Consider the following 23,205-nt stretch of genomic DNA (forward strand, 5'->3'; position numbering starts at 1 on the left):
CATTTGGGCTAACAATCTTTAAAAACACAATAACAGCTAAAAAAACGATTGCAAGTGTAAACAATAAAAAACATTACTGTAAATTTTATATTACACATTGAATTTAGCTCACTCTAAGAGATAAATAGGTTTAAACCATGGATCACACATACAAAAAAGGCGATATTTATCATATCGCCTTATCTAAAATTATTATGTGTTTATTTATCACTCACTGCCTAGCATTCGCTTAATCGTCTCTGAGGTCTCTTTCCACCTAGCATCCGAGTGAAGTGTCGACAAATCAAAGCTGTGTTTTTTAAGCAATGAGTTGGCTAAAGGCACCTCTTGAATCGCTAAGTTATCCAGAGCTTCAATTTGTGCATCTCGTTTATTACACATCAACACCATGTCACAACCTGCATTCAAGGCCGCTTTCGCTCTGTCGGCTGGTCCACCCATTATGGCAGCGCCTTCCATCGTTAAATCATCAGAGAACACCAAGCCTTTAAACCCAAGCTGCTGCTTCAATACTTTCTGTAGCCAATACTGTGAACCACTCGCAGGTTGATCATCATAGTGAGAGAAAACCACGTGAGCTGGCATCATGGCATCCAATATTCCAGCTTCAATTTGCGCCTTGAAGATTGCCATATCGGTTTCGAAGATGTCGTCTCTAGGGTCATATGGCGTCTCTAAGTGTGAGTCAGCAATCACGCCACCATGTCCAGGGAAGTGCTTGCCTGTCGTCGCCATGCCAACCGACTTCATGCCTTTGATGAAAGCGCTGCTATGACGAACAATGGTATCAATATCTTCACCAAACGCTCGGCTACCAATCGCTTTACACTCGTGGCCTTTGTCTAATACTGGCGCAAAGCTCAGATCGATATCATGGGCAATCAATTCTGCCGCCATCAACCAACCCGCTTGTTCTGCTAACTGTTCGCCATTATTCTTAGTCGCGAATTCTTGAGCAGCTGGGATAATTGAAAAGCCATCGCGGAAGCGCTGAACTCGGCCACCTTCTTGATCGACACCAATCAAAATAGGACGTTTCGCTACCTTGCGAATTTCTTTGTTTAACGCCGATAACTGTTTGCTATCGTGGTAGTTTCTAGCAAATAAAATGAGACCACCAACGGTTGGGTGCTCTAAAATTTCTTTGTCTTCCGCAGTCAGTTCGTAGCCTGCAACATCAACCCACAACGGTCCCATATTTATCCCTTATTAAACCTAATTTCATAAACTTCCCGAGGTTATTCTCTTTAAATTTGCTTTACAATGTTTTTAAACCAATCTGTGGAAGACTTTAAGAATGCAGTGCAAGAGCTTAGGAATGGATCATAAAGAACTGTATATCGGTGTGATGTCAGGGACGAGTATGGACGGTGTTGATACGGCCTTAGTGTCGATTGAAGATACGCGCATCACATTGCTTGCTCATGATGAGTTCCCAATGCCTGACGACCTCAAAGTGCGTCTGCTTGAAGTTTGTATTGGTCAGAAAACCGATTTAATTGCCATTGGAGAACTCGACCACCAGCTTGGCCATCTGTTTGGCGATGCGGTTTTGCAACTTCTCGAAAAGTCAGGTACACCTGCATCTTCTGTGACTGCGATTGGTAATCATGGTCAAACGGTATTCCACCAGCCAAGCGGCGAATCTCCATTTACCATGCAGTTGGGTGATGCCAACATCATTGCCGCTAAAACACAGATTCAAACGGTTGCCGATTTCAGGCGTAAAGACATGGCATTAGGCGGACAAGGTGCACCATTAGTCCCTGCCTTCCACCATACTATTTTCCAGCCACAAGACAGCTCAGTTGTGGTGTTGAATATTGGTGGTATCTCGAATATTTCAGTGCTGCGCCCTAATCAGCCAACACTTGGTTATGATACTGGCCCGGGCAATATGTTGATGGACGCTTGGGTTGATAAACACACGGGCGATAAGTTTGACCGTGATGCCCAATTTGCGCTTAAAGGTCAGCTCAATCAAGCCTTTCTCGAACAGTTGTTAAATGAATCTTATCTATCTCAAATACCACCGAAAAGTACTGGTAGAGAACTGTTTAATCTACCGTGGCTAGAGCAACAATTAACAGAATTTAAAGATCTTGCAGCAGAAGATGTTCAGCGCACACTTTGTGAATACACCGCATTGACGATAGCCAATGAAGTGGAGACTTATCGCTTGGGTGACCAGCCTGCACTGTATGTGTGTGGCGGTGGTACACGAAATCCATTGTTGATGAAGAGGCTGTCTGAACTGCTTCCAAGTTGGGAGGTTGACTCAACCACCAGTAAAGGCGTGGACGCCGATTACATGGAAGCGATGGCTTTTGCGTGGCTTGCTCAACGTCATATTCATCAACTGCCAAGCAATTTACCAGAAGTGACTGGCGCAAGCAGAGCGGCCTCTCTAGGCGTTCTCTATCGTGCTGACTAAACAACTTTAGAACCATCATTTTAGAATCACCATTTAAGGATCATTATGAGTAACGACGCTCTCATATCAGCGCTCTCGCACCTCGTTTCGGAGGGGAGAAACCCTGACACTATGGATATTGATCTGCTCACCTCTCTCGAAGTGGTTGAAAAGATTAACCAACAAGACAAGCAAGTCCCGCTGGCGATTGAAGCGGAACTGCCACAGATCGCGAAAGCGGTCGATAAAATTGCTCATGCCTTTCAAAACGGTGGTCGACTGATTTATATGGGCGCAGGCACCAGTGGTCGATTAGGTGTGTTAGACGCCTCAGAATGCCCACCGACTTTCGGTGTTTCGGACAAAATGGTTATCGGCTTAATTGCAGGCGGACCAGAGGCGATTTTAAAAGCCAAAGAAGGTGCAGAAGACTCGCTAACTCTCGGCATTGAAGATCTGAAAGCGATTCAGTTTTCAGAAAATGATGTCGTGGTAGGTATTGCTGCGAGCGGTCGCACACCTTACGTGATTGGTGCACTCAACTATGCCAATCAGCTTGGCGCAGTAACGGTTGCATTATCTTGTAACCCTGACTCTCCAATTGCTGAAATCGCTCAAATCGCAATTAGCCCGGTGGTTGGCCCAGAAGCATTGACTGGTTCAACACGACTCAAATCAGGTACAGCACAAAAGCTGGTGCTTAATATGCTGACCACTGCCAGCATGATTCGCATTGGTAAGAGCTACCAAAACCTTATGGTCGACGTAAAAGCGACCAATGAAAAGTTGGTTGCCCGCGCCGCTCGTATCGTTATCCAAGCAACGGAGTGCGATAAAGCACTGGCGGTGTCGACACTTAAAGCGACTGATTACGATGTGAAGTTATCTATTTTGATGATTCTAACAGGGCTAGATTTAGAGTTAGCCAAGGCTCAGCTTGATAAGCAAAATGGCTTCTTGAGAAAAGCCGTCGAGAATAATCAGTAATCTTAATTTGGCTTGTAGCTTCTCATTTAGACAGCTACTTCAACGACATACAAAAAGACCAGCACACACGCGGTACTGGTCTTTTTTTAGTTTTAATTTTTTATGGCTAGCTTGGGCTTAATAGTCGTTTGAGAACTCGTCCCAGCCGCGTTGCCATTCCATACGGAAACGTTGAGCGTCTTCCGTACCAGAACACACGCCTTCATACACCTGACCAGATAAACCAATCTGATAAGCATGGTTCGGATTACAATATTCAGTCACACCTAGGTGATAACCTTCTGTGTAACTCGCTTGATCGACTGCGCCAAGCTCAGTCATCTCTGAATACGAACGCTGAGTGTGGCCTTTGATACCATCACGATAGCCAATCTCTTGCCAATTGCCTTCAGCTGCTAAATCTTGAACATTGGCGCTGCATCCTGCAAGGCTAAATGCCACGGCGAATAGTACGATTATTTTTTTCATTTCAATCCTTTATATTGTTACTTCACCACTTTCTGACGAAGCGCTGCCTTTGTGGTGATTCTCCGCTGAACGCCTATCGATGTCCACTTATTGTCTAATGTTCGCCACTTTAGGTTCATTCCGACCACTCAGAATCAATAGTCGCCGTTAAGCCAACTCAAACAACCTCTCTATAGAGCTAATAGGCCTCTCGATAGAAATATCGGCCACTCAGCACAGTGAACAAACCACTAAATCAGTTATAACACCGCTAAATTGGCTATTCGACCACTCACTCTCGTAGCGGAAGTTTCTTCTCATCGACTCCTTTAATATACACCCTGACTTAATTAATACATTCAGGGATAACAAATTATGATGTGGTTTCTTACCTGTGTCGCAGCACTCATTGGTGGCTACTTTATTTACGGTACCTTTATCGAGAAGATTTTCGGTATCAATGAAAAACGCCAAACACCTGCTCACACTAAGCAAGATGGCGTGGACTACGTTCCAATGTCGACACCAAAGGTTTACCTAGTTCAGCTGCTTAACATCGCAGGTGTAGGTCCAATCTTCGGCCCTATCATGGGTGCCCTTTATGGTCCAGCAGCAATGCTTTGGATCGTTCTAGGTTGTATCTTCGCAGGTGCAGTACACGACTACTTCTCAGGTATGTTATCTATCCGTAATGGCGGAGCTTCGGTTCCAACCATCACTGGACGTTACCTAGGCAATGGCGCAAAACACTTTATGAACATCTTTGCCATTGTTCTACTGCTTCTTGTTGGTGTGGTATTCGTATCTGCTCCAGCAGGTATGATCACTAACCTAGTGAACGACCAAACTGATTTCGCGATGTCTGCAACTACGATGGTTGTTATCATCTTTGCTTACTACATCATCGCAACGATTGTCCCTGTCGATAAAATCATTGGTCGCTTCTACCCACTGTTCGGTGCACTGCTTATCTTTATGTCTGTTGGCCTAATCACTGCGATTGGTCTATCTGACGAACACCAAATCATGGGGGGCTTTGAGATCAGCGACATGTTCACCAACATGAACCCGAATGACCTACCACTTTGGCCTGCTCTCTTCATCACTATCGCATGTGGTGCTATCTCTGGCTTCCACGCCACTCAGTCTCCTCTGATGGCGCGTTGTATGGAAAACGAGAAGAACGGTCGCTTCGTATTCTACGGCGCAATGATTGGTGAAGGCATCATCGCTCTAATCTGGTGTGCACTTGCTCTGTCTTTCTTCGGTTCGGTTGAGTCTCTGTCTGACGCAATTGCAAACGGCGGCCCAGGTAACGTGGTATACAGCGCTTCATTTGGTCTACTGGGTGTATTTGGCGGTATCCTTGCTTTCCTTGGCGTGGTTATCCTACCAATCACTTCTGGTGACACAGCGTTCCGTTCAAGCCGTCTTATCCTTGCTGAATACTTCAACATGGAACAGAAAACACTGCGTAACCGTCTACTAATGGCGTTACCACTGTTCGTTATCGGTGGCATCCTGACTCAAGTTGATTTCGGTATCATCTGGCGCTACTTCGGTTTTGCTAACCAATCAACAGCCGTAATGATGCTGTGGACAGCTTCAGCTTACCTACTTCGCCACAACAAACTGCACTGGGTAACAACAGTTCCAGCTATCTTCATGACGTCTGTGTGTATCACATTCATCCTGAACAACAGCCAACTGGGCTTCGGTCTACCAATGCAAATCTCAACCATCATTGGTGTGGTGAGTGCGCTAGGTGTTGCGGCTTACGTTATTAAAATTTCAAAAGGCAAAGGCGATATCGACCTAGCTGATGAAGAAGAGAAAGAAGCAAAAGGCGTCACCAAAACAGCCTAGTTCTTTAAGGCTCTTGGGAACAAGAGACCAATCTTCATAGAAAGAGACAAAAGAACAGCCAAACACAACTTCGCTTGCTCCCGTAATCACTCAGTGATTCGTGGAATCTAAGACTAAAGCCCGTCCACTGTGATGGGCTTTAGTGTTTTCAGGCGTTAGTGCTTTCGACTCTGGGAAGCGAATATAACCTACGAAAACACAAGCAAAGCTACCGTTACCAAGCAATGAGCTTTACACTTAACAAGCGTCTCAATAGGTGAAAATATGGAACTCATTCTCTCTCTGCTGCAACAAACCTGCGTCTACTTAGTGATTGCTTACATGCTGAGTAAAACCCCACTGATTCTCCCTTTGTTGAGCATCTCTTCACGCTTAGGCCATAAGATCAGCTGCTACGTTCTGTTCTCCCTGTTCTGCATTATGGGTACCTATTTCGGACTGCAGATCAATGATGCCATCGCCAACACGCGTGCGATGGGTGCGGTAATGGGAGGTCTGTTTGGCGGCCCTGTCGTTGGCTTTGCCGTCGGCTTTACTGGTGGAATTCACCGTTACTCATTAGGCGGCTTCACAGACTTGGCTTGTGCGATTTCAACCACAGCAGAAGGCTTGATTGGCGGCCTGTTACACGTTTATCTCGTGAGAAAGAACAAAGCCAGCCAACTGTTTAATCCGTTAGTGGTTTTCTCGGTAACCCTGTTTGCAGAGATCATTCAGATGCTGATTCTGCTGGCGGTCGCAAAACCCTTCGAACAATCCTATGCTCTGGTCTCCGATATTGCGGCGCCAATGATCATCGCTAACTCGGTCGGTGCAGCACTGTTCATGAGCATCATCCAAGACAGAAAAACCATCTTCGAAAAGTACTCGGCTACCTTCTCACGCCGCGCACTGACCATTGCCGAACGTTCGGTGGGTATTTTGCATGGTGGGTTCAATTCCGATAACGCACAAAAAATCGTACGTATCGTTTATGAAGAGACCAACGTAGGGGCGGTAGCGATTACCGACCGAGAGAAAATCCTCGCGTTCGTTGGTATTGGTGATGAACACCATATTCCGAACACCCCGATTTCATCGCAAAGCACGCTCACTTCGATGGAACAGAACGACATCATCTACCTTGATGGCAAAGAGAACCCATACCAATGCTCCTTGTCGCAGGATTGTAAATTGGGTTCTGCGTTGATTATTCCATTGCGCGCGGGTAACGAAGTGGTCGGCACCATCAAGCTCTATGAGCCAAAGCTGAAACTATTCTCAACTATCAATATGTCGATGGGTGAAGGTATCGCTCAACTATTATCGAGCCAGATCCTATTTAGCAACTACCAGCAGCAGCAAACGCTACTGACACAAGCAGAAATCAAACTGCTGCACGCTCAAGTGAACCCGCACTTCTTGTTCAATGCGCTTAATACTATCAGCGCAGTAACACGTCGTGACCCAGATAAAGCTCGAGAGTTGATTCAACACCTGTCTCACTTCTTTAGAAGCAACCTAAAGCAGAACATCAACACCGTGAAGCTCAAAGATGAACTGGCACACGTCAATGCGTACCTCACCATTGAGAAAGCACGTTTCACCGACCGATTAGAAGTCGAATGGGACATCGACCCACAGTTGTACGAATCTCAACTGCCGAGCTTTACTCTGCAACCATTGGTTGAGAACGCCATCAAACATGGTATTTCGAACATGTTGGAAGGTGGCACAGTAAAGATCTACAGCGAACCTTTCGGAGGTGGGTTCAAGTTAACCGTTGAAGACAATGCAGGTAATTATCAGAAGCCATCTCAAGATCATGTAGGATTAGGGATGGAAATTGTTGATAAACGACTCACTAATTTCTTTGGACAAGATTCAGCACTAAAAATAGAATCTCAACCACAGCAATTTACTCGAATGAGCTTTATCATACCTATACTCAAATAATGGTATTTTCGGAGACGGATCGCTCCGAGTTGAAACATTTAGAAGCAGACATTTAAAAGATAAGCGTGAACCAAGCAGGGATAGAACCAAGATGAAGATTGTAGGATGTTAAAGGCACTAGTTATCGATGATGAGCTTTTTGCTCGCGAAGAGCTGATTGAGCTGCTGACCGAAACCGGAGAAGTGGAAATCATAGGCCAAGCGAGTAACGCGATCGAAGGACTGAAACAGATCAACCTACTCAAGCCTGATGTCGTGTATTTGGATATCCAAATGCCGCAGGTTACTGGGATTGAGCTGTTAAGCATGCTTGACCCAGATACCATGCCCTACGTGGTATTCGTCACCGCCTACGACCAATATGCGATTCAAGCCTTTGAAGATAACGCTTTTGATTACCTACTTAAGCCAGTCGAGCCTTGTCGATTAAACAAGAGCGTTTGTCGCCTGAATAAGGTCATCAAACAAAATCAGAAAGCACCAGAACAGAACATCTCAGCGATTGCTCCCTGTCACTTAGAGCAAATCCCATGTATTGGTCATAACCGCATTGTGATCATGGCAAGCCAAACGGTAGAGTGCGCCTATTCCGATATCAGTGGTGTGCATGTTCGTAGCTCATCGCAAACCGCAACCTCACAGTTAACACTAAAGATCTTGGAAGAAAAGACCGATTTGATCCGCTGTCATCGACAGTATTTGATCAACATAAAATCGATCCAAGAGATCAAACTGCTAGAAAATGGATTAGCAGAGATCATTACCCTGACTGGCTTTGAAGTCCCGGTGAGTCGTCGTTATTTAAAGACTTTAAAAGAGCAACTCGGTCTCCAGTAACGCGTTAGAATTAGACGCCTTGTTCCAAAGCACGATCAAAAAAGCCAACGTATCAACGTTGGCTTCCTGCTGTTTACAAATCAATAGTGTTTGCAAATCGATAGTGTTACGCATCGATCTTGTCACCAATCAATAGAGATTAGTCGACTTGCTTAATCTGTAGCTCTTTTGGTACTTCAAAGAACATGTTCTCTTCACGACCTTGAATCTCTTCAACGTCAGTCGCACCTAGCTCACGAATACGATCTAGAATTTGGTTTACCAGCTCTTCAGGAGCAGAAGCACCGGCTGTTACACCGATTTTCTTTTTCCCTTCAACCCACTCGGTTTGAATGTCTTCAGGACAGTCAGTTAGGTAGCCTGGTGTGCCTAGTTTCTCAGCTAGCTCTTTTAGACGAGTTGAATTCGATGAGTTCTTAGAACCAACCACTATCACCACATCAACGTCATTCGCCATCTCACGCACAGCGTCTTGACGGTTTTGAGTCGCGTAACAGATGTCGTCTTTACGTGGGCCTTGAATCTCAGGGAACACTCGACGTAGCTCTTCAATCACATCTGCAGTTTCATCTACTGATAGCGTAGTTTGGCTAACATAGTGCAGGTTACTTGGATCATTCACCACGAGGTTCTGTACGTCCTCTGGTCTTTCAACCAAGTACATACCACCAGTTTGGCTCGCGTACTGACCCATAGTGCCTTCCACTTCAGGGTGACCTGCGTGGCCAATCAGTACCACTTCCATATGTTTGCGGCTCGCACGAGCAACCTCCATATGAACTTTAGTCACCAAAGGACACGTCGCATCAAATACCGTTAACTCACGCTCTTTCGCTTCTTTACGAACCGCTTGAGAAACACCGTGAGCCGAAAAGATCACGATGTTGTCGTCTGGCACCTCACTCAGTTCTTCGACAAAAATAGCACCACGCTGCTTGAGCCCCTCAACAACAAAGCGGTTGTGTACCACTTCATGGCGAACATAGATCGGTGGCTGATACATTTCGAGTGCACGCTCTACGATGCTGATCGCACGATCGACACCGGCACAAAAGCCACGAGGGTTAGCTAACATTATTTTCATTTCATTGCTCATCATTTACCGCGGTACTAAGGTTGCTTCTATAGAGTTCGCCGTCAGCGAGGTTCGCATTCTACAGTGAAGCGTCTAGACAGTGAAGCTCTGGGTGAGATCACAGCTGTAAGGCTATCTTATTCTAGCGTGAAGACAGCTATTCTAACGTTAAGAGAGTTATTCTACCGTTAAGATATTGACGTCAAAGGTAACGTCTTGACCAGCGAGTGGGTGATTAAAATCAACCGTCACTGAATCACCTGCGATCTCAGTAATAATACCTGGAATTTCCATACCGTCAGGACCTGAAAATGCCATGATAGTGCCCACTTCAACTTCAGAGTCGCCAACAAACTTAGCACGATCCATATAGTGAATATGATCTGGGTTTGGCATACCAAACGCGTCTTCCGCCTTCAGTTCGATAGACTTTTCAGTGCCGGCTTCAAGTCCAAGTAAGCACGCTTCAAAGTTCTCACTTAGGCTGCCATCACCCATGACGAACTTCGCTGGTTTGCCCATGTTCTCCGTACTATCGGCAACTGAACCATCCTTCATTTTAATCGTAAAATGTAGAGTTACTGCTGAATCATTTTTAATTGCTGCCACGTTACTTTCCTTAGACTTCTTTATTATTTGAGGATGCGCTGTGCTTTGCTTCCTTGTTGACTGAAGCATAAAAAAAAGCGCCGTCGGAATCAACCGACAGCGCTTAGGGCTATTCTATTCTGTGAGTCATAGACTGACTTTGAAGCAAGCTATTTGCTTTCGTCTTTCTTACGGAAACCATCTAAGATGATCATCGCAGCACCGATACAGATTCCCATATCCGCTAAGTTAAATGCAGGCCAGTGGTAAGTGCCCCAGTAGAAGTCTAAGTAATCGACAACAAAGCCATGTACGACTCGGTCAAACACATTACCTACTGCACCACCAATGATGATCGCATAAGCAATGTTATTCCACTTCTCTGTTGCTGGTAGTTTGCTCATCCAGTACGTCAGCATACCTGTTACCGCAAATGCGATACCCGTAAATAACCAACGCTGCCAACCACTTTGATCACTCAAGAAGCTAAACGCTGCACCGTAGTTATGCACGTACAAAAAGTTAAAGAATGGCAGCACCTCAATACGGTTTGCCCAACCATAACCCATATTGTCCATGACAAAGAGTTTAATGCCGATATCAGCCAAGAAGACCAATAGAGCCAGCCATAACCAACGTACACCAGATTGTTTTAACGAAACTTCACTCATTTCTATTCCTAGTATTTACGAAGTTGGTATTCATTGTTAGTCACCTTACGTGACCTTGATTACCAACTTGGTTAAACACATTTCCTATAACTAAAAATAACCCCAGTTGATACTGGGGCTATGATTTTTACAAAAAGTTCAGTCTTTCTCTGAGTCGTTATGCGAACTTACGCACTTCGCCTTCACCGTCGATGTTCGACACACAACGACCACAAACTTTCTCGTGACCTTCGATAGTGCCTACATCTGGAGTGTGGTGCCAGCAACGGTCACACTTCTCAGCTTCAGTAGCCGCAACTTCAACGAATAGACCAGCAACGTCTGTCGCTTGCGCTGCATCAGACTTCTCGCTCAGTGGCTTAACAACAGCTGCAGAGGTGATAAGTACGAAACGTAGCTCATCTTCTAGCTTGTTGATTTTAGCCGCTAGTGCATCGTCAGCGTATAGAGTAACTTCAGCTTGCAGTGCACCACCGATCGTTTTCTCTTTACGAGCATCTTCAAGAAGCTTGTTCACTGCGCCACGAACAGACTGGATTTCAGTCCAGAATTCGTTGCTTAGCTCTTCGCCTTCTGCAAGACCAAATAGACCTTCGAACCACTCACCTGTGAATACGAACGTGTCGCGCTGCTCTCCAGTTGGTAAAGAGCTTGGCATTTCGTTCCAGATTTCATCTGCAGTGAACGACATGATAGGTGCCATCCAACGAACTAGAGCTTCTACTATGTAGTAAAGCGCCGTTTGACAGCTACGTTGAGCATGGCTGCCCTGCTTCGCTGTGTACTGACGGTCTTTGATTACGTCTAGGTAGAAAGAACCCATTTCGATAGAACAGAACTGCATTAGACGTTGAGTCACACCGTGAGTGTTGTACTCGCCGTATGCTTTAACAATCTCTTCTTGTGCAGCTTGAGCACGGCCAACAGCCCAGCGATCAAGTGCAACCATCTCTTCAGCAGGAACTAGGTCAGTTTCAGGGTTGAAACCGTTCAAGTTCGCTAGGAAGAAACGAGCCGTGTTACGAATACGACGGTAAGCATCCGCTGAACGCTTCAGGATTTCATCAGAAACCGCAACTTCACCCGTGTAGTCTGTAGAAGCAACCCATAGACGCAGGATATCTGCACCTAACTTGTTGGTTACGTCTTTAGGAGCAACAACGTTACCGATAGATTTAGACATCTTACGGCCGTTACCATCCACTACGAAACCGTGCGTTAGTACTTGCTTGTACGGTGCTTCGTCTTTCATCGCGATAGATGAAATTAGAGAAGACTGGAACCAGCCACGGTGTTGGTCTGAACCTTCAAGGTAAAGATCAGCACTGTGAGTGCGCTCTTCGTTCGGGAAGTTGTACTCTTCACGAGAATCAACAACAGAGAAGTGCGTAACACCTGAGTCGAACCATACGTCTAGCGTATCCATTACTTTTTCGTACTTATCAGCGTCTTCTGCGCCCATAAGTTCAGCAGCGTCTACATCCCACCAAGCTTGAATGCCTTTCTCTTCAACTAGCTTCGCAACTTTTTCAATAAGCGCTGGGCTTTCTGGGTGAAGTTCTGCTGTTTCTTTATGAACAAACAAAGCAATTGGCACACCCCAAGTACGTTGACGAGAGATACACCACTCAGGACGACCTTCAACCATGCCTTCGATACGGCTTTGACCCCATTCAGGCAACCACTCAACACTCTTGATTGACTCTAGTGCTTTAGCACGTAGGCCAGCTTGATCCATAGAGATGAACCATTGTGGTGTTGCGCGGAAGATGATTGGAGTTTTGTGTCTCCAACAGTGTGGGTAGCTGTGCTCGTAAGCGTGGTGATGCAGAAGTGCACCTTTCTCTTTTAGAACTTCTAAAACAGAGTCGTTCGCTTTGAATACGTGCTGACCAGCAAATAGCTCTGTATCTGGCAGGTAAACGCCGTTAGAACCAACTGGGTTAGCGATTTCTAGGTTGTACTTTTTACCAACCACGAAATCTTCTTGACCGTGACCAGGCGCAGTGTGAACCACACCAGTACCTGAATCTGTTGTTACGTGATCGCCAAGAACTGCAGGAACAGTAAAGTCGTAGAACGGGTGGTTGAACTGAGAAAGCTCAAGATCAGCACCTGTAGCAAAACCAAGGTTGTGGAAGTGCTCGATACCTGCACGATCCATTACGTCTTTTGCTAGTTCAGAAGCAACAACGATACGTTGATCAGGCTGGTCGCCATTCGCTTCAACTTGGATAAGCACGTATTCAAGATCATCACGTAGACATACTGCGCGGTTAGCAGGCAGAGTCCATGGTGTTGTTGTCCAGATAACGATAGAAATTTCGCCTTGACCCGCATGACCTTCAGCTAGAGTAAATTTCTCTAGAAGCGCCGCTTCGTCAGCTGCTGTAAATTTCACATCGATAGATGGAGAAACTTTATCTTTGTATTCAACTTCAGCTTCAGCCAGAGCAGAACCACAATCAGTACACCAGTGAACGGGTTTGAAACCTTTAAGAAGGTGACCTTTGTCTGCGATTTTGCCAAGAGAACGAATGATGTTCGCTTCTGTGCCAAAATCCATAGTGCGATAAGGTTTGTCCCACTCGCCCATGATGCCAAGACGTTTGAAGCTCTCTTTCTGACCTTCAACTTGACCCGCAGCGTACTTTCGACACTCTTCGCGGAATTCAGCCGCCGAAATCTTCTGACCAGGCTTACCTTTCTTCTTCTCAACCATTAGCTCGATTGGAAGACCGTGACAGTCCCAACCAGGGATGTACGGTGCATCAAAACCAGAAAGGGTCTTAGATTTGATAATAATGTCTTTAAGAATCTTATTCAGCGCGTGGCCAATGTGAATATCGCCGTTCGCGTATGGAGGGCCATCATGCAGTACGAAAGATTTTTTACCTTTCTTTGCCTTACGGATTTCGCCGTAAAGATCTTCTTTGTACCAACGCTTCAGCATTTCTGGCTCACGATTTGCCAGATTGCCGCGCATTGGGAACCCTGTTTCTGGTAAGTTCAGGGTATCTTTATAATCACTCATCGATTCTTAATTCCGTTATATTGGGCGAAGTTAGACATTATGTTAATCGGTGGAATCATCCGATTAATTCTTTAGCTGAAGCAGCCACACCCTTGCGGCTTCAGCATCCAATTCTATTTGATTCTTTAGTGCGTCGAACGATTCAAATTTTATCTCGTCGCGCAGTTTGTGCAAAAGTCGTACTTCTAACTGTTTACCATATAAATTGGCTTTAAAGTCAAAAAAATGCACTTCCAATTGCTGCCTTACCCCATTAACTGTTGGTCGTTGTCCAATATTAGCAACGCCACCGACAGGAACACCGTCGATATCCAAAGCTTCAACAACATACACTCCCGATACAGGAGAAACACAACGCTTTAATGGAATATTAGCGGTAGGGAAACCGATAGTTCTCCCTAGTTTTCGACCATGGGACACTCGACCACTAATACTGTAATCACGTCCTAACATGGTAGCACTTGCAGCCAAGTCATCGACCGCTAATGCATTTCGTATCTCAGTACTGCTTACTCGTAATTGGTTTAAGCAATAGCTTTGGGTGCTGACCACCTCAAAACCGTACTTCTCGCCCGCCTCTTTGAGCATAGCGAAATTACCGGTACGACCTTTACCAAAGCAAAAATCGTCACCAACCACCAAGAACTTCACACCAAGCTTATCAACCAAAAGATCCTTAATGAATGCTTCCGCGGATAAACTTGCAAAATACTGATTAAAATTAACACACAATAAGCGACTGATATCTAGCTTACTCAGTTGCACGTATTTGTCTCGTAAACGAGTTAAACGTGCTGGCGCTCTATCTCGGGCAAACAGCTCCATAGGCTGCGGTTCAAACGTCATAACAACAGAAGGTAGCCCTAATGCTGCAGCTTGTTTAGAAACCTGACTCAAAACCTCTTGATGTCCTAAATGAACACCATCGAAGTTACCTATGGTTAATACACAGCCATGATGCTGCGCTTTAATATTGTGTATACCTCGGATCAGTTCCATTATGATCAGCTAAAACCTGTTATTTGCATCATTTATTGTGTGAAACCGACGGATTATATACTAATCAGTATTAATCTGTCGCTGCTTTTAAATGTTTTACTCGGATACCTAAAATCAGTACCGAAACAATATAAACAAAGCCACCAAGTCCAATCAAGCCAGTTAATGTCAGCGCTCTCTGGCTAAAGCTCCATTCAAGCCAATGTTGCATATTATCCAGCTGCCATAAAATAGCCGCTACCATCACCACACCTGAGATAATTAATTTGGCACTGAACAACAAGGTTGTCTTAGTTAATTGATACACACCCGCAAGGTGCAATCCTCGATATAACAAGGCCATATTCACAAAGGCAGACAGTGCCGTCGCAATCGCCAAACCCACATAGCCATAAAAATAAGCAAAGATCGCGTTAAACACCATATTGGTCACCATAGCGATAATGCCGTACTTAACCGGTGTTTTGGTATCTTGGCGAGAGTAATAGCCCGGAGCTAAAACTTTAATCAGCATGAAATTAAGCAAGCCTGATGCGTAAGCTACCAATGACATCGATGCTTGCTGTACATCGTGTGGAGAGAACTCACCACGCATAAATAGCACCATCAACATGGGTTTAGCTAAAACGATAAGACCTAACATCGCAGGAATACCAAGCAGCAACACCATGCGCACGCCCCAATCCATGGTATGCGCGAACCCTTCCCCTTGAGCATCTACGTGTTTACGAGACAAAGCAGGAAGAATCACAGTCGCAATCGCGATACCGAATAAACCGAGAGGAAATTCAAGCAGTCGGTCTGAGTAGTACAACCAACTGATAGAGCCTGTTGCGAGGAAGCTGGCAATAAAGGTATCAAACAATAAGTTGATTTGGCTGACCGATACACCGAACAGAGCAGGGATCATTAATGTGCGGATCTTAACCACACCCGGGTCTCTCCATCCCCACTTCGGCTTAACCAACACACCCGCTTTGATCAAGAAAGGCATTTGGAAAATGAATTGGACTAAGCCACCAAGAAACACACCAATAGCCAAACCAATTTCTGGTTGTTCTAAATTAGGTGAGATAAACCATGCAGCGCCTATGATCATCACGTTCAAGAACACAGGAGTAAAAGAAGAGACCGCAAATTTACCTAATGTATTAAGAATGGCACCAGATAAAGCGACGAAGGTGATAAACCATAAATAAGGAAAGGTAATCTTGAGCATAAAGCTCGCTAGCTCAAATTTGGGTGCTGATGGGCCATCATTTAGCCAGTCGATAAACCAACCCGCACCAAACATCGCGGTGATCACGCCAGAGCCCAATACCCCGATGACGGTGACAATAGAAACTAAAACCCCGAGCGTCCCCGACACCTTAGCAATTAAATCTCGTGTCTTATCTTTATCACCTGCGGCGTGATATTCCGTTAATACAGGAACAAACGCTTGAGAAAACGCACCTTCTGCAAAAAGTCGACGTAAGAAATTAGGAATTTTATTAGCGAAGAAAAATACGTCGGCACTCGCTCCTGCCCCCATCAAATTTGCTACTACTACATCACGTACTAGCCCCAATACACGGGAAACAAAAGTCATTGCGCTGACAATCAGGCCTGACTTTAATAGTCGTTTACTCACAGAAACCTCTGACACTGGTTGATTACTTTCAAGCGAGGATAAATACTATCCTGTCCTAAGAAGCATATTTATTAGCATTGGTCTAAAAATGCTGTTAGAATCCCCGCCATCTTAACCGCGATGACCTTTCCATACCAAAGTTTGTTTGGCTACGATTGGTTTTTGCACAAATCATTTGACAATTAAGCGCTAATGAGGGATAGTCCTCGCCCTTAAATTGTCACCGAACTAAGTTTTTGGGAGTTAGACCCTTGGCAAACAGTAAATCTGCTAAGAAGCGCGCTATCCAAGCTGAGAAACGTCGCCAGCACAATGCTAGCCGTCGTTCTATGATGCGCACTTACATGAAAAAGACTATCGCAGCTATCGCAGCTGGTGATAAAGAAGCTGCAACTGCTGCTCTTGTAGAAGTTACACCACTTCTTGACCGTATGGCGACTAAAGGCCTTATTCATAAGAATAAAGCTGCACGTCATAAGTCTCGTTTCGCTGCTGCAATCAAAGCTCTTTAATAGAAATTTGATTACAACGCAAAACGAAAAAAACCGGCCTAGGCCGGTTTTTTTATATCTAAATTTTGAGTAACGCTTTTATTTTACGTGCTAACAGCCGTTTTTCTGACCGATAAACAATTTAAGCAGATAGATAAAACAAACAATCAGAAAAATAAATAGAGAAGCAAATTGGTACGTAGATAGGTAGGTAGATAGATAGATAGGTAAACACTAACGTTCAATGTGAAATGCTAACACTTCCTTGTGTCATTCTATCGCTGATAAGAAATCCCCCTCCCACCAGCAATAAGCTACTTGCAGTAAATACCATGCAGTAGGTTAATCATCGCTTTTACTTCTTCACTACTCAATGTGTAATACACAGTTTGAGCTTCTTTGCGAGTTTCGACCAAACCATCTCTTCTCAACCAAGCAAGATGTTGAGATAAAGCAGACTGACTCAGTTCCAACTTGCCACACAACTCCCCAACCGACAGTTCAGTGCCATGTAATAGGCACAAAATCTGTAAGCGACGCTCGTTAGCCATGGCTTTGAGTAGAATCACAGCTTGTGCTGAGTTCTTCTCCATCTCTTTTAAGTTCATAGTTTGGCTCCCTACAACCTTTACGCCAACTACGGGCTATCAGTATTTCCGGCATATTGCGGAGTTATGATAATCGATATCAATTCATTAACAAACTATCTCACTCGAACAATTTGCTAAAATCTGCGTCACATACGTTTTTTACTGCTGGATGTTGGATCATCCTCTCAGCAAATATGACGTAGTACTCCTCTTTTAACTCTTCAATACCGCCTAATAGTTGCAGTGATGTGTCGTCTTCCACTTCAGACATATAAATCGTCGGTGCTAAAAATATTACGTCATGATGGTAACGAGCAAAAGCCTTCATCAATGCGGCATCATCAAACTCACCTAAAATATCTGGCTTAAGCCCTTGTCTATCAAACCATTGCAGCACTTTACGACCCATTGAGGTTCGGCTGCCAGGGATCAAAAGCTTTCTTTGCTCCAATACAGCAGGGAAATTAACCCCTTCAACCTGACCTGAACTAAAAAAGCTCATTCCACTCTCACCCAGCTTTTTACTGAACAGGCCCGGGCTTTGACTAGAGTCCACCGGACAGTCAGACAAAATCATATCGAGCTTATGTTGAGAGAGTTGCTCAAGTAGCATTTCATGGGTCGATTCAAAACAGCGCAAGTGAATGCTGTTATCTGGAGGGATGGTCGACATCAGTATCTTACTGACGAGTCTTTTAGAGAGCGCATCCGCGACGCCAACATCAAACAGAATATTGGAGTGCTGGCTGTAATTCACGATGTCCAGCATCTCGTAACTCAGGCCAAACATACGATCGGCATATTTAAAGACCAGTTGCCCAAGCTCTGTAGGCTCAACACTTCGGCCATTACGCTTGGTCAACTTGCCATCCATGCGTTCTTCTAAGGCTTTTATCTGCCCCGTTACCGTTTGTGGTGTTAGGAATAGGGCTTCTGCAGCTTTAGTAACAGAGCCTTGCTTGCAAACCATCCAGAAGTAATACAGATGGTTGTAGTTGAGATGCGACATAGATGTGCCGTAATAAAAGAGTAGATACCCTTTTATATCAAATATGACACCGCCACTCAACAAACTCGGAAAAACCTAACCAAACATAGATTTACCACTTATTTTTTCGAAGTGTCTGATTTCATAATGTAATATTTCATCGATTATTTTCAATTTTTTTCTAACTTTTAAGATCTATATCACCTATAGAATTTCCATTAAAAAACAATTTAAAACAACAACTTAAAACAACCACATTGGCAATTGGAATATTTAAAGAGTAAATCATCACAAAAAAGTCGCACCTAAACCAAAATGTAATATTACTGAAATATTTCCCCTCTAACATCACGCTCAGATTAAACAAACAGACCAAACACAGACTTAAACGGTCCAATGGAGAAAACATTATGAACCAAGCTACTACTGCAGCAGCGCCTATCTCGAGCACTACTCGTTGGCTACGCTGGGCTAACTTGGCATTCATGCTTTACCTACTATTACTTTCAGTTTCAATGGTTGGTACAGGCTTCAAATGGGCAACAGGCGAGCAAGCAAAGGTTCTTTTCGAATTTGCTTCACACCCAGTTGCAGGCTTAATGATTGGTTTAGTAGCAACAGCGCTTATTCAATCATCAAGTACAGTTACTTCAATTATCGTTGGCCTTGTGGCAGGTGGTTTACCTGTTGAGCTAGCAATTCCTATGATCATGGGTGCTAACATTGGTACTACGGTAACCAATACGCTAGTTAGCCTTGGTCACGTTCGTTGTAAAGAAGAGTTCAAACGTGCATTCGCAAGTGCGACAATCCACGACTTCTTTAACCTATTAGCCGTTGCTATCTTCCTACCACTAGAGATGGCGTTTGGAATTCTAGAGAAAATTTCTCACTGGTTAGTATCACCGATGCTAGCAACAGGTGATATGAGCATGGGTGGTCTTAACTTCATCAAGCCAATCACTAAGCCTGTTGTAAGTGCGATTAAAGAACCACTATCAACGTTTGGCGACACTGTTGGCGGCATCATGCTTATCGCTCTAGGTATCGCAACTATCTTCGTAGCTATTACTGTAATGGGTAAGCTGATGAAGAGCCTAATGGTTGGTCGTGCTCGTGAGATTCTAAAGAACGCAATCGGTCGTGGTCCAATCCACGGTATCGCTTCTGGCTCTATCGTGACTATCCTTGTTCAGTCTTCTTCTACGACAACAAGCTTGATGGTTCCACTAGTAGGTTCAGGTGTTCTTAAAGTACGTGACGTTTACCCATTCACTCTGGGTGCAAACATCGGTACATGTATTACGGCTCTACTTGCAGCTACAGCAGTGTCTGGTGAGTTCGCAGTATTCGCACTACAAATTGCTCTAGTACACTTGGTGTTCAACATCATGTCAACGGTATTCATCTTCGGTATCCCGTTCCTACGTGAACTTCCAGTTAAAGCGGCAGACATGATTTCAGACATGGCTGTGAAGAACAAAGCTGTAGTGGCTGGTTACCTTGTTGCGGTATTCCTTGTACTGCCTGGTAGCGTGTTAGCTCTTACCGCTTAATAGCAAAATAAACATCGCTTATAGCAAAGCCCGCTACCTCCTAGGTTGCGGGCTTTTTCTTTTTAAGAGCAGATACGGGATTCGGGTAAACGAGTAACGAAGAGCTAAAATCAAATTCGAGATATGAGTAAGCTTGTGACAAGAGCTGAAACTGATACGATATAAGAGTAAATCGGTAAGGTAAGCATTACTCACCAAAGAAGTCCGTTCTAGCTCTTCGTATCCCGCATCTCGTTTACCCGCATCTATATATTTCCGTCATTCCCTACAGCGAGGAACGAGCGTGATAGGGAATCCCACAAACACACCACGAAAGAGACTCCCAACTCCTTCCTTCGTCAGTCTAGGGAATGATGAATCGAAAAAAGATTCGAGATGCGTGTAAGCGAGTATCGAAGAGAAAGAGCCAATGCGCGTTGAGAGTATACGAGTAACATAAAGCATCACACAGCATATGATTTCTCTGCTCTTCGAATCTCGATTACTCGTCACTGTAACTTAGATACAAAAAAGGCTGCACAGAGGCAGCCTTTCAATCAAACAAAGCGAGTGAGATTAAACCGAGAATGGGTACTTAATCGCTTCGTGGCATTCGTAACCTTCAACCCAGAAGTCATCCATCGTTACCCATGTTTCCAAATCTTCTAGAGACTTAATCTGAGGATTGATATGGAATGTTGGGCCAGCTAACGGCTCACGCTTTAACTGGATATCACGCATAGGTGCAAGTTGATCTTCGTAAATATGAGCATTTACTAGCTTATGGTAAGCCACGCCAGCTTTCTTACCCGTGATTTGCGCCATGATAGCTAGGAAGACATACACTTGAACCATGTTGAAGTTCAGGCCTAGGGGTACATCGCAAGAGCGCTGAGTGCTGTTTAGGTACAGAGTATCACCAAGTAGTGAGAAGTGATGGCTGTACATACACGGACGCAAACATCCCATGTGGAACTCACCTGGGTTGTAGAAGTTTAAGATCTCGCCGCGGTCATCAATACCGTTAGTTAGATCATCAACAATCTTCTTCAGTTGGTCGATATGACCGCCGTCAGGTTTTGCCCATGCACGTCCTTGAACGCCATAAACACGGCCCATGTCATCTTCACCCTTGCGGTAAGGGTTATTCAGCCATGCTTCATTCAGGTTAGAATTCGCATCCCAAGTTTTAGTCCCTAGCTTACGAAAATCTTCAGCATTGTCGTAACCACGGATATAGCCAAGCAGCTCAGCAACTGCGGCTTTCCAAAAACTCTTACGCGTTGTTACCAGTGGGAATTGGTTATTACCAACATCATATTCAAGGTCAGCATTGATCACGGTTAGGCAACGCTTGCCCGTGCGTTCATTTTCAATCCAAGTACCGTCATCAACGATACGCTGACAGAGATCTAAATACTGTTTCACACCAATTCCTTACTTCGTTTGTTGTGGTAATTCGTCTTTGTAGTGACCACGCTTGTATGCCCACACCATCATCAGCACACCGATGATAACCATTGGCAGTGACAAAATTTGTCCCATAGAGATAAATCCACCGAACAAACCTAGGTGAGCATCAGGTTCACGTACGTATTCTACTAAGAAGCGGAATGTACCATATCCAGCTAGGAATAACCCTGATACAGAACCAAGAGGACGCGGCTTTTTGATAAACCAGTTCAAGATGAAGAACAGCACGATACCTTCAAGCGCCATCTCGTAAAGTTGAGATGGGTGACGAGGAAGTGGACCACCGTTAGGGAACACAATCGCCCATGGCACATCAGTCACACGGCCCCAAAGCTCGCTGTTCATGAAGTTACCTAGACGGCCCATACCTAAACCAAATGGGACGAGTGGTGCAATCATGTCTGCCACGCCAAAGAAGGTGCGACCATTCTTTTTCGCATACCAGAACATTGCGGTGATAACACCCAGCAAACCACCGTGGAAAGACATACCGCCAGTCCATACCTTAAATAGGTACAGTGGGTCTGCTAGGAAAAGGTCAAAGTTGTAGAAAAGTACGTAGCCAATACGACCACCCAACACCACACCTAGAAAGCCAGCAAACAGTAAGTCTGATACTTGCTCTCGAGTCCAACCACTACCCGGTTGATCAGCTCGGCGATTTGCTAACCAAAGAGCAAACATAAAACCGACAAGGTACATTAGGCCGTACCAACGAACTGAGATTGGTCCTAGTTCAATAAGAACAGGATCGATATTTGGGAATTCGATAAAACCCTGAGACATACTTGGCTCTCTATCTAAATTGATTAACGGTTAGCTCAATGACTAACAGAAAAGACACTACAGCAGCATTGTGGCTGCTATAAACATTAAAAATACCGCAAAGAATTTCTTCAGCACAGGGGTTGGCAATTGAGTGGCCAGTTTCGCACCCACTCGAGTGGTCAAAACTGAGGTACAAGATATCGCGATCAAAGCCGGTAGATAAACATAACCCAAGCTATACGCAGGAAGATCATCGACAGAAGATCCATGCCAAATGAAACCTAGCATTCCCGAAATCGCGATAACACAACCGCATACCGAAGATGAGCCGACGGCTTTACGCATTTCCACACCGTGATGGTTAAGGAAAGGTACCGATAAAGACCCACCGCCAATGCCCGCTAAGCTTGATACCAAACCAATCCCGCCGCCACACAACACGGTTTTAGCTGAACCCGGCATCGATTTTTGGCTCTTGGAGCGAATCGACAATAGCATTTGCAACGCCAACACCAAAACAATCACACCAAAGACTTTTGGTAAGTATTGAGCTGGAATTACATCGGCCACGAAAGAGCCGAGGAAGCCACCTATCACCACACCTGGCATCAACCATTTAACGACAAACATCTCTACGTTACCCAACTTTAGATGGTTAATCGCAGACGATCCCGACGTAACGATGATGGTTGATAGCGAAGTAGCCAATGCCATTTGCATCGCAAACTCTTGGGGGATACCCGCTTTAGGAAGCAAAAACAGTAAGGCAGGAACAACCAGCAAACCACCACCAATGCCTAGCAAGCCTGCTAAAACACCAACAATAGCACCAAGGCCCGCTAACAAGCCTATCAGTTCATATGACACGTTAAATC

The 23,205-nt window shown here is 44.8% G+C and carries 20 protein-coding genes; 7 read left to right on the forward strand and 13 right to left on the reverse strand.

Annotated features, from left to right (window positions below):
- Window positions 1-207: 207 nt before the first annotated feature.
- Window positions 208-1,197 carry a beta-N-acetylhexosaminidase gene (gene nagZ, locus AB4493_RS14745; protein ID WP_372117015.1) on the reverse strand — a complete coding sequence of 330 codons (990 nt, stop codon included), beginning with the start codon at window positions 1,195-1,197 and terminating at the stop codon, window positions 208-210.
- A gap of 121 nt (window positions 1,198-1,318) precedes the next feature.
- On the opposite strand from nagZ, the gene AB4493_RS14750 reads away from it, so the two are divergent.
- Both AB4493_RS14750 and murQ read left to right on the forward strand, forming a co-directional pair.
- Window positions 1,319-2,434 carry an anhydro-N-acetylmuramic acid kinase gene (locus tag AB4493_RS14750; RefSeq protein ID WP_017059352.1) on the forward strand — a complete coding sequence of 372 codons (1,116 nt, stop codon included), beginning with the start codon at window positions 1,319-1,321 and terminating at the stop codon, window positions 2,432-2,434.
- A gap of 45 nt (window positions 2,435-2,479) precedes the next feature.
- The gene (murQ, locus tag AB4493_RS14755; protein ID WP_050651903.1) at window positions 2,480-3,400 is read left to right on the forward strand and encodes an N-acetylmuramic acid 6-phosphate etherase; all 921 of its coding nucleotides are present in this window, start codon (window positions 2,480-2,482) and stop codon (window positions 3,398-3,400) included.
- Between the two features lie 117 nt (window positions 3,401-3,517).
- Here murQ and AB4493_RS14760 read toward each other — a convergent pair whose 3' ends face one another.
- Window positions 3,518-3,868 (reverse strand): DUF2799 domain-containing protein, encoded by a 351-nt coding sequence (locus tag AB4493_RS14760; protein WP_017059350.1) that lies wholly within the window; start codon window positions 3,866-3,868, stop codon window positions 3,518-3,520.
- A 354-nt stretch (window positions 3,869-4,222) separates the two neighbouring features.
- Here AB4493_RS14760 and AB4493_RS14765 point away from each other — a divergent pair, with 354 nt between their 5' ends.
- The 3 genes from AB4493_RS14765 to btsR all read left to right on the forward strand — a co-directional run bounded on the left by AB4493_RS14765 (window position 4,223) and on the right by btsR (window position 8,485).
- The gene (locus AB4493_RS14765) at window positions 4,223-5,713 is read left to right on the forward strand and encodes a carbon starvation protein A (RefSeq protein ID WP_017062863.1); all 1,491 of its coding nucleotides are present in this window, start codon (window positions 4,223-4,225) and stop codon (window positions 5,711-5,713) included.
- 264 nt (window positions 5,714-5,977) lie between these two features.
- Window positions 5,978-7,648: a LytS/YhcK type 5TM receptor domain-containing protein gene (locus AB4493_RS14770; RefSeq protein ID WP_372147709.1), complete on the forward strand. Its 1,671-nt coding sequence runs from the start codon at window positions 5,978-5,980 to the stop codon at window positions 7,646-7,648.
- 105 nt (window positions 7,649-7,753) lie between these two features.
- The gene (btsR, locus tag AB4493_RS14775) at window positions 7,754-8,485 is read left to right on the forward strand and encodes a two-component system response regulator BtsR (RefSeq protein WP_017070063.1); all 732 of its coding nucleotides are present in this window, start codon (window positions 7,754-7,756) and stop codon (window positions 8,483-8,485) included.
- Window positions 8,486-8,624: 139 nt separating this feature from the next.
- Here the strand turns inward: btsR and ispH are convergent, their stop codons facing one another.
- From ispH to murJ, 6 genes are all read right to left on the reverse strand, one after another.
- Window positions 8,625-9,581, reverse strand: a complete 957-nt coding sequence (ispH, locus tag AB4493_RS14780) for a 4-hydroxy-3-methylbut-2-enyl diphosphate reductase (RefSeq protein WP_029235087.1) — start codon at window positions 9,579-9,581, stop codon at window positions 8,625-8,627.
- A 156-nt stretch (window positions 9,582-9,737) separates the two neighbouring features.
- Window positions 9,738-10,169 (reverse strand): FKBP-type peptidyl-prolyl cis-trans isomerase, encoded by a 432-nt coding sequence (gene fkpB / locus AB4493_RS14785; RefSeq protein WP_017062866.1) that lies wholly within the window; start codon window positions 10,167-10,169, stop codon window positions 9,738-9,740.
- Window positions 10,170-10,318: 149 nt separating this feature from the next.
- A complete protein-coding gene (gene lspA, locus AB4493_RS14790) occupies window positions 10,319-10,819 on the reverse strand; it encodes a signal peptidase II (RefSeq protein ID WP_004739521.1) in 501 nt (166 codons plus the stop codon).
- A gap of 157 nt (window positions 10,820-10,976) precedes the next feature.
- A complete protein-coding gene (gene ileS / locus AB4493_RS14795; protein WP_372155287.1) occupies window positions 10,977-13,853 on the reverse strand; it encodes an isoleucine--tRNA ligase in 2,877 nt (958 codons plus the stop codon).
- Between the two features lie 63 nt (window positions 13,854-13,916).
- Window positions 13,917-14,852 carry a bifunctional riboflavin kinase/FAD synthetase gene (ribF, locus tag AB4493_RS14800; protein ID WP_017062867.1) on the reverse strand — a complete coding sequence of 312 codons (936 nt, stop codon included), beginning with the start codon at window positions 14,850-14,852 and terminating at the stop codon, window positions 13,917-13,919.
- A 70-nt stretch (window positions 14,853-14,922) separates the two neighbouring features.
- Window positions 14,923-16,485, reverse strand: a complete 1,563-nt coding sequence (murJ, locus tag AB4493_RS14805; RefSeq protein WP_372155289.1) for a murein biosynthesis integral membrane protein MurJ — start codon at window positions 16,483-16,485, stop codon at window positions 14,923-14,925.
- A gap of 251 nt (window positions 16,486-16,736) precedes the next feature.
- Here murJ and rpsT point away from each other — a divergent pair, with 251 nt between their 5' ends.
- Window positions 16,737-16,997: a 30S ribosomal protein S20 gene (rpsT, locus tag AB4493_RS14810; protein ID WP_004739529.1), complete on the forward strand. Its 261-nt coding sequence runs from the start codon at window positions 16,737-16,739 to the stop codon at window positions 16,995-16,997.
- A 293-nt stretch (window positions 16,998-17,290) separates the two neighbouring features.
- Here the strand turns inward: rpsT and AB4493_RS14815 are convergent, their stop codons facing one another.
- Both AB4493_RS14815 and nhaR read right to left on the reverse strand, forming a co-directional pair.
- Window positions 17,291-17,584: a metalloregulator ArsR/SmtB family transcription factor gene (locus AB4493_RS14815; protein WP_004735028.1), complete on the reverse strand. Its 294-nt coding sequence runs from the start codon at window positions 17,582-17,584 to the stop codon at window positions 17,291-17,293.
- Between the two features lie 100 nt (window positions 17,585-17,684).
- Window positions 17,685-18,575, reverse strand: a complete 891-nt coding sequence (nhaR, locus tag AB4493_RS14820) for a transcriptional activator NhaR (protein ID WP_017059341.1) — start codon at window positions 18,573-18,575, stop codon at window positions 17,685-17,687.
- A 389-nt stretch (window positions 18,576-18,964) separates the two neighbouring features.
- On the opposite strand from nhaR, the gene AB4493_RS14825 reads away from it, so the two are divergent.
- Window positions 18,965-20,110, forward strand: coding sequence for a Na/Pi symporter (locus AB4493_RS14825; protein WP_017059340.1), 1,146 nt, complete (start codon window positions 18,965-18,967; stop codon window positions 20,108-20,110).
- A gap of 555 nt (window positions 20,111-20,665) precedes the next feature.
- Here the strand turns inward: AB4493_RS14825 and AB4493_RS14830 are convergent.
- Genes AB4493_RS14830 through AB4493_RS14840 form a run of 3 tightly spaced genes read right to left on the reverse strand, consistent with a single transcriptional unit; the run spans window position 20,666 to window position 23,197 of the window.
- Window positions 20,666-21,517, reverse strand: a complete 852-nt coding sequence (locus AB4493_RS14830; protein WP_017059339.1) for a thymidylate synthase — start codon at window positions 21,515-21,517, stop codon at window positions 20,666-20,668.
- Between the two features lie 9 nt (window positions 21,518-21,526).
- Window positions 21,527-22,348 (reverse strand): prolipoprotein diacylglyceryl transferase, encoded by an 822-nt coding sequence (lgt, locus tag AB4493_RS14835; protein ID WP_017059338.1) that lies wholly within the window; start codon window positions 22,346-22,348, stop codon window positions 21,527-21,529.
- 57 nt (window positions 22,349-22,405) lie between these two features.
- Window positions 22,406-23,197, reverse strand: a complete 792-nt coding sequence (locus tag AB4493_RS14840; protein WP_017059337.1) for a sulfite exporter TauE/SafE family protein — start codon at window positions 23,195-23,197, stop codon at window positions 22,406-22,408.
- Window positions 23,198-23,205 lie beyond the last annotated feature (8 nt).

The organism is Vibrio sp. 10N.222.55.A1 (genome assembly GCF_041473835.1).
Classification (GTDB): Bacteria; Pseudomonadota; Gammaproteobacteria; order Enterobacterales; family Vibrionaceae; genus Vibrio; species Vibrio crassostreae_C.